We start from the raw sequence: 8,104 nt of genomic DNA, 5'->3' as shown, positions 1-8,104 counted from the left end.
GTCATAACCATATATCTCTTTCCCATAGTCACTCACATAGCACCTCTTCAAATACTCATCTACGTGGCTTCTTCAATATCCCTGTACCAATCGATAATAACAATAACTCAAACAATAATAATAACAATAGTATTAACAGAAAAAATATAATAGAAGAAACAATTTTTAATAATAATTCCCAAAAAACTTCGGATTACGAAAGAGTAATTAACGATATGGTTAATCCAAATCCAAATAATATTGTCCGAAATAATAGAAATAATAATATAGAAAATATAAAAAGAGATACGCCAGCAAGTCCGATAACGAATACAATAAATAGAAACGATAAAGAAGAAATAATGAAAAAAGCCGTTAGCGATGTGGCAAATTATAAAAGACAAAAAGCGAATAATAGAATAAATAGAGATTTTAATAATATAAAAACCAAATCTAAAGACGAAGGAATTTATTTAGTGGAATATAACGAAAATACGGGAGATATAACTTTAATATTTAGAAATAGAGAGTTTAATAATAATGTTTCCATCGAAAGAGCGATAAAAACTCTTCTCAATGGGGCGACTGACGATGAAAATAATAAAAATATAATAAGCTGCATTCCAAGAAATACCGAACTGCTCGATATTTTTGTAGAGGACGATATAGTTTATTTGAATTTTAACGAAGACTTTGAATTTAATCCTTTGGGAAACGAAGGAACTATGATTCAAATATACCAATTAGTTTATACCGCCACTCAATTCGAGGGAATAGATAAAGTTATATTTTTAATAAACGGAAATTTGAACGAAACAATCGGAGCGGAAGGTTCTATAGAAAATACCGCTTTTATGAGATTTTGATTTTTATCAGTCATTATGTTATTTATAGTCGAAGTAATACGCAGAAAAGAAATTTTATTATTTTGGATTATTTCGTGTATAAATATCCTCATAATGACAAATATTTATCTTTATTTAAAGATTATTTATAATGCGCAAAATATTTTAATATTCATAAAATATTTCAAGTTTATATACGGATAAAAAAGTCGTTTAGTTTTTTTACTTAAATATTGTCTTTATTTTTTATAAACATTAATTATAACAGAATAATTTTATTTCTAAAATCTTAAAAATAAAAAAGTCTTATTATCAAAACAGCATTAATTTTTATTGAAAGTGTTTTAAAATGAAATTTAAAATATTTCAATAAAAAGCGAAAAATAAAAATGTTTTTGAAAAAATTAGTCTAAAAATTGTATTAAATGTATTATTTCAGCTTGTTAATTAATAAAAATTAGCAAATTTTTTAAATATTTGTTAAAAAAGCTATTGCATTATTTTTTAAATATGCTACAATATAAGAACCTTGATTAGAAATAAAAAATATTTAGTCGGGTAGAAGTTCTTTGACAGATATATAAGAGCGTAGATTTTTTAGAAAGTATTTTCCAATAAAACGGAAATCGGCATTTAAAAAATCTTCACTAAATAATTAAAATACACAATTAGATTGTGTGTCTTAGAGTAGAAACAATAAGCGGAAAGTTACTAAAGAAATAAGAAGAAACAGCTTTTTAGCTAAAGTCTCATTCAGAGCATATTTGAATTTAAGAAGAAAAGGATAATATGGTCAAGTAAATAAGGGCTTAAGGTGGATGCCTAGGCACTGGAAGGCGATGAAGGTCGTGACAAGCTGCGATAAGCTACGGGGAGAAGCAAATATTCTATAATCCGTAGATAACCGAATGGGAAAACCTGTAAAAGCAATCCTTTTACATCATGCATTGAATAAAATAGATGTATGAGGCGACACCCAGGGAACTGAAACATCTAAGTACCTGGAGGAAGAGTAATCAAAATTGAGATTCCCTCAGTAGTGGCGAGCGAAAGGGGAAGAGTCCAAACCGTTATAATGTCAAGTTGCAAGATTTTGTTATAGCGGCGTTGTAGGGCGATATGTGAAATACTTGCATATTTCGACTTTAATCTGTATGATAGTAGAATCGTTTTGGAAAAGCGAACCATAGTGGGTGATAGTCCCTTATACGAAATCATATAGTTAAGGTTATGTCGTTCCTGAGTAGGGCGGGGCACGTGAAACCCTGTTTGAATCTGGGTAGACCACTATCCAAGACAAAATACTAGCCAGTGACCGATAGCGTAGAGTACCGTGAGGGAAAGGTGAAAAGTCTCCCGTTGAGGGCTATTAAATAGAACCTGAAACCTTAAGCTTACAAGTAGTCAGAGGGTATCCTATTAGCAATAATAGCGACCTGATGGCGTGCCTTTTGTAGAATGAGCCTGCGACTTATAGTATGTAGCAAGATTAAGAGGTAATAGCCTTGTAGTCGTAGTGAAAGCGAGCCTTAATAGGGCGAATTAGTTGCATGCTATACGACCCGAAGCCAAGTGATCTACCTATGAGCAGTGCGAAACTCGAGTAACATCGAGCGGAGGCGCGAACCCGTGGCCGTGAAAAGGCTTGGGATGACTTGTGGGTAGGAGTGAAAGGCTAATCAAACTTGGAGATAGCTGGTTCTCTCCGAAATGTCTTTAGGGGCAGCGTTATGCGTTTACTTGCGGGGGTAGAGCACTAAATGGACTAGGGCTCCTAACCGAGTACCAAACCCAACTAAACTCCGAATACCGTAAGTTAAGAGCATGGCAGTTAGACAGCGGCGGATAAGCGTCATTGTCAAAAGGGAAACAGCCCAGATCCTCAGCTAAGGTCCCAAAATCTATGTTAAGTGGGAAAGGATGTGAGAATACTTAAACAGCCAGGAGGTTGGCTTAGAAGCAGCCATTCCTTTAAAGAGTGCGTAACAGCTCACTGGTCGAGTGTTTTTGCGCCGAAAATGTAACGGGGCTCAAACATAGTACCGAAGCTAGGGAATTATAGAGTTAATCTATAATTGGTAGGAGAGCGTTCTTTAAGCCGTTGAAGGCGTGTTGTAAGATGCGCTGGAGGTATAAGAAGTGAGGATGCAGGCATAAGTAACGAGAAAACGGGTGCGAAACCCGTTCGCCGCAAACCCAAGGTTTCCTAGGTAAAGCTAATCTGCCTAGGGTTAGTCGACCCCTAAGATGAGGCTGAAAAGCGTAGTCGATGGGAAACAGGTAAATATTCCTGTACTATAGTATGTTTCGATGGAATGACACAGATTGTTTGCGTGCGCGAGGTTTTGGTTGTCCTCGTCGAACCGTTTAGACTTGTGGCGAGTCAAATGCTTGTCGCTTTAAGGTTGAGACGGGATAGTGACTGGGCTTTCGGGTTCAGGAAGTTGCGTGAACTAGGCTGTCGAGAAATAATTTCTAAGGTTAGGCATATTATAATCGTACCGTAAACCGACACAGGTGGGTGAGATGAATATTCTAAGGCGCTCGAGATAATCTTCCCTAAGGAACTCTGCAAATTAGTCTTGTAACTTCGGAAAAAGAGACGCCTGAATCTCGGTAGCAATATTGGGAGGAGGGTCGCAGTGAAAAGGCCTGGCCGACTGTTTAACAAAAACACAGATCTCTGCAAACATGCAAATGGATGTATAGGGATTGACACCTGCCCAGTGCTGGAAGGTTAAAAGGAGAGGTTAGCGTAAGCGAAGCTTTGAATTGAAGCCCCAGTAAACGGCGGCCGTAACTATGACGGTCCTAAGGTAGCGAAATTCCTTGTCGGGTAAGTTCCGACCTGCACGAATGGTGTAACGATCCGGGCACTGTCTCGGGGAAGAACTCGGTGAAATTGAATTATCAGTGAAGATGCTGATTACCCGCAACAGGACGGAAAGACCCCGTGAACCTTTACTATAACTTGGCATTGAGTTTTGTTTTGCGATGTGTAGAATAGATGGGAGACTTTGAAGCGAGAGCGCCAGCTTTTGTGGAGTCATCGTTGAAATACCATCCTTCGTAAAATGGGATTCTAACGATTAGCCGTTATCCGGCAATCGGACATTGCCAGGCGGGTAGTTTGACTGGGGCGGTCGCCTCCTAAAGAGTAACGGAGGCGTGCAAAGGTCACCTCAAACCGAATAGAAATCGGTAGTAGAGTATAAAGGCATAAGGTGGCTTGACTGCGAGAGAGACATCTCGAGCAGGTGCGAAAGCAGGTCTTAGTGATCCGGTGGTCCCGAGTGGAAGGGCCATCGCTAAACGGACAAAAGGTACTCCGGGGATAACAGGCTTATCTCCCCCAAGAGTTCATATCGACGGGGAGGTTTGGCACCTCGATGTCGGCTCATCGCATCCTGGGGCTGGAGCAGGTCCCAAGGGTTTGGCTGTTCGCCAATTAAAGCGGTACGCGAGCTGGGTTCAGAACGTCGTGAGACAGTTTGGTCCCTATCCGTTGTGGGCGTTGGAAAATTGAGAAGAGTCATTTTTAGTACGAGAGGACCGAAATGAACATACCGCTGGTGTATCTGTTGTCTTACCAAAGGCATCGCAGAGTAGCTATGTATGGACGGGATAACCGCTGAAAGCATCTAAGTGGGAAGCCTCCTTCAAGATTAATTTTCCCTATGAGTTTCGTTGGAGACTACGACGTCGATAGACTGCAAGTGTAATTGGGGAAATCCCATTCAGCTGAGCAGCACTAATCAGACCAATGGCTTGACCATATTATCGTTTTCTTCTTTCGATTTATTCGATAAAAAAGAAAATCTGAAAATTATAATAAAGAATGAGACAATCTGCGCTCTTATATATCTGACAAAGAATAGCTCTTTTAGTTTGTTAATATTATTTCGGTGACCATAGAGAAAGTGATACACCCGTTCCCATTCCGAACACGGCAGTTAAGCCTTTCATCGTCAATGGTACTATAAGGGTAGCTTTATGGGAGAGTAGAACGTTGCCGGGTATATATTATATATTTATCCCAATAGATTTTTCTGTTGGGATTTTTTATTTTGAAATAATAATTTATAATATTAAAAGTTTAATTAAAAAATTTTTAATAAAAAATAACGCTTGCTAAATAAAAACTGTCATTGCGAGGTATTGTAAATGCCGAAGCAATCGACTATTAATAAAGTTAAATCTTAAATTAAAATTTTATTCATTTTTGTATTAATTCGCATTATCTGTATGCCGTAAGCAAGCTATATAGAAACCCCATGCTTTTTACATGAGGTTTGCGAAAAATTATATATATATGGAAGAGAAAAAAATTAAAAGAACAAAGTAGCTTCAAAACCAAGTTTGCTTTCCATCTTTTTGTAGGCGTATAAATGTCTTGAGCGATTAAATTCGTATTTCATTCCTACGGTAAATCTATAAATTTCAAATCCTATTCCAACCGATATGTAAGGATAAAATTTGTCGTAAGTGTCTAAAATTTTATATTGCTTGAAATTCTCTTTTCTGTATATCGTATTTATTCTGTCGTAATCGGCGGCAATATATAATCCAGTTATAAAACTTATCTCGCCCCAGATAGGAAATCTAAAATCCGTTCCGTAAAACATTTTAAATAGATTGATAAAATTCGATTCGTTAAAGCCCGTCATGGCAAAAGAAAATCCGCCGTAAAAAGTAAAATATCCGTAATTATAATGAAGTGAAAAATGCATTTGTTCCATAGCGGAGTCTCTAAATTCTTCTGTATTTCTATCGTAGAGTTCCGAATCGCCCAGTATATCTCCGCCTATATGTGAGCAAATATGACGAACGGGAGTAAATCTAAATCTCAAAGTCTCGTTATAAATATAATCAAAATATAATTCCGTTTGCATATAAGTTCCGAAAAATAAACTCTCTCCGTAATATATTTCAAAATTCGGTTTATAAATCGATAAAAAGAAATGAGTCAAAAATCCCACTCCGATTCTAAATCTATGAACATCTTTATATAAAAAATCTATCGGATTAATTTCCGTAGCCAAAGTCGGCTGATGATAAAACTGCATTTTATCAAAACGATATTCATATTTCGGATACATTTCTTCTATATTAAAAATATCGCCTATCCAGTATCTCGTAATATAAGCGTCTGGGTCCTGCCAGCCGTAAAGTCTTTTCAAAGTTTCGTATCTGAAAGGATTATATCTCCATTTAGATTTTGTCTCTTCGATGCGAGAGTCCATTTTATCTTTTAAAGTTTTTTCTTTCAAAGTTTCTTCGGAAAATAAAGAATTATAAAAGATAAATAATACGAAAATATTTATAAATAATATATTTTTTAAGTTTTTATTCATAAAAGACAATCTCTAAAAAGTTATAGAGGTTAAAGAATTAGCTATTCTATCAACCGAATCCTCCAAATAAGAAATTGGAAAAGTATAATTCAAAATCAAATAATATCCGTTATTAGCCTCGAATATAACATAAAACCAGTATAAAGAGTTTTCTATATTTATTCTGAATTGAATATTCTTTTTTCCTTTTATCGTATAATATTCTTCCGTCAAATCTTTAACGCTTTTGTCTTCTTTCATTTTTCTTAAAGAGTTTATAAAAGCGTCCAGTTTTCCCTCTTCTCTTTCCATATATCCTACCAAACAAGAGCTTTTTATTCTTTCGTCCACAAATAAACTGTCGGTATAAAAATAATCTTTGAAATAACCCGTTTTTTCTATTACGATATTTTTTTCTTCTTCCGACAATTTAACGGAATTAATCGGAGGCAAAAAATCGGCGTTTACATTCGTTATATGATATTTATTTTCGTTGGTAGAATTATTTATTCCCAATACCAATTTTTTAAATATAATTTCTTTATTTGAGAAAAAATCTTCAAAATCTTCCGCGTTTTCAATATTGTCAATAATTTCTTCGTTTTTATTATCGTTGTTATTATTGCAAGCGAATATAAATAAAAGTATAAATAAAATTGTTATATAATATTTCATTAATTATCCTTTGTATCATTAAATTAAATAAAGGGATATTATATAAATAATATCCCTTCGTAAAAATTCGGCTATTTAATAACCGATACAGTTCTGGTTTGGATAGTAGTCCAACCCAAGAAGAAATTGATAAGCCAGTCTATGCCATTAACTCTCGTGTAGATTTCGTAGTCGGTTTTATCTCCCGCTAATTTAAGCGTGTCGACACTACCGAGACGAACTAATCCCCACAAGGCATACCACTGTCGGCTATCTGCTTTTACCCCAGATTGAGGTCCCTTTCCTATCGTATGTCTATGCACAGCGCATGAGCTTGCAAACATAGCGATAACGAGTAGTAAAACAAGTATTTTCTTCATCTTGTTTCTCCTTTTAAAAATAGTATTTATCAAATAACAACCGCATACGAATATACGATTTATTATTTTGCAAATTTTGATTGAAGGATAAATTAAAATATCCCAATATCTTGCCAACTTTATAAAAGCATAATTTTTGAAAAAGTTTACAATTCTTACATGTTGACTGTTGACTGTTGACTGTTGACTGTTGACTGTTGACTGTTGACTGTTGACTGTTGACTGTTGACTGTTGACTGTTGACTGTTGACTGTTGACTGTTGACTGTTGACTGTTGACTGTTGACTGTTGACTGTTGGTATCAACTTAAAATCGTTATTATTAATTAGTGTAAACATATAATAACGATTTTATCATGGAACGCAAAAAATGTCAAGCCTTTTTTTAAAAAAAATTCAAAAAAAATTTTAATTAAATTTGATATTTTTTATTATCGTTTTTATTTGTCTATAGGCAGTTTTCGGACTTCATCTACGCTCAAGCCCGTCATTTCGCTGATAAATTTTATATCCGCGCCTGATTTTTTTAGATTTTTGGCTATTGTATAAGTATTTTCTTTTATGCCTTCAAGTTTTCCTTCTATTATACCTTCAAGTTTCCCTTCTATTATACCTTCAAGTTTCCCTTCTTTTATACCTTTTTTAATCCCTCTTTTTATTCCTTTTTCAATACCTTCTTTAATTCCTTCTTTGCGTTCTCTATCAAGCATTATTTTTTGTCCCACCAAAAAAGCGTCTCGAGCATCATAAGCTCGCATAAGTTTATCGTCAGAAGTAAATCGTTTGTATTCTTCAATAACTTTAGTCATAATCGGGTTTGCCTCCTTTAATTCCTTTTCTATAGATTTTAAATTTTTTGTTGTAAAAAATTTCATCCAAGTGAGTAATTTATTTTTCTTCAATTCGTCTAAAGT

4 protein-coding genes, 2 rRNA genes and 1 pseudogene are annotated in these 8,104 nt (G+C 35.0%); 3 read left to right on the top strand and 4 right to left on the bottom strand.

What is annotated here, in order from left to right:
• From ACR0QS_RS08515 to rrf, 3 genes are all read left to right on the top strand, one after another.
• A partial coding sequence (locus ACR0QS_RS08515) for a GerMN domain-containing protein (protein ID WP_432633016.1) occupies positions 1–845 on the top strand: 845 nt, incomplete at its 5' end.
• 770 nt (positions 846–1,615) lie between these two features.
• Positions 1,616–4,600, top strand: a 23S ribosomal RNA gene (locus ACR0QS_RS08510).
• A gap of 125 nt (positions 4,601–4,725) precedes the next feature.
• Positions 4,726–4,842 (top strand): 5S ribosomal RNA (gene rrf, locus ACR0QS_RS08505).
• Between the two features lie 310 nt (positions 4,843–5,152).
• Here rrf and ACR0QS_RS08500 read toward each other — a convergent pair.
• From ACR0QS_RS08500 to ACR0QS_RS08485, 4 genes and pseudogenes are all read right to left on the bottom strand, one after another.
• The gene (locus tag ACR0QS_RS08500; protein WP_432633015.1) at positions 5,153–6,178 is read right to left on the bottom strand and encodes a hypothetical protein; all 1,026 of its coding nucleotides are present in this window, start codon (positions 6,176–6,178) and stop codon (positions 5,153–5,155) included.
• A gap of 12 nt (positions 6,179–6,190) precedes the next feature.
• Positions 6,191–6,832 (bottom strand): hypothetical protein, encoded by a 642-nt coding sequence (locus ACR0QS_RS08495; protein ID WP_432633014.1) that lies wholly within the window; start codon positions 6,830–6,832, stop codon positions 6,191–6,193.
• Positions 6,833–6,903: 71 nt separating this feature from the next.
• Positions 6,904–7,191 carry a Bor/Iss family lipoprotein gene (locus tag ACR0QS_RS08490; RefSeq protein ID WP_432633013.1) on the bottom strand — a complete coding sequence of 96 codons (288 nt, stop codon included), beginning with the start codon at positions 7,189–7,191 and terminating at the stop codon, positions 6,904–6,906.
• A 439-nt stretch (positions 7,192–7,630) separates the two neighbouring features.
• A pseudogene (locus ACR0QS_RS08485) lies at positions 7,631–8,104 on the bottom strand (Rpn family recombination-promoting nuclease/putative transposase); the annotation flags it as partial.

The sequence above is a fragment of the Brachyspira sp. genome (genome assembly GCF_050873525.1).
In the GTDB taxonomy this organism is placed as follows: domain Bacteria; phylum Spirochaetota; class Brachyspiria; order Brachyspirales; family Brachyspiraceae; genus Brachyspira.
Note: the sequence above shows the minus strand (reverse complement) of the source record. Positions and strands in the feature narration are given on the sequence as shown.

Bases quoted from the DNA above. Each gene is read 5' to 3' on its own strand.
- ACR0QS_RS08500 (WP_432633015.1), bottom strand. From the start codon at position 6,178: ATGAATAAAAACTTAAAAAATATATTATTTATAAATATTTTCGTATTA.
- ACR0QS_RS08495 (WP_432633014.1), bottom strand. From the start codon at position 6,832: ATGAAATATTATATAACAATTTTATTTATACTTTTATTTATATTCGCT.
- ACR0QS_RS08490 (WP_432633013.1), bottom strand. From the start codon at position 7,191: ATGAAGAAAATACTTGTTTTACTACTCGTTATCGCTATGTTTGCAAGC.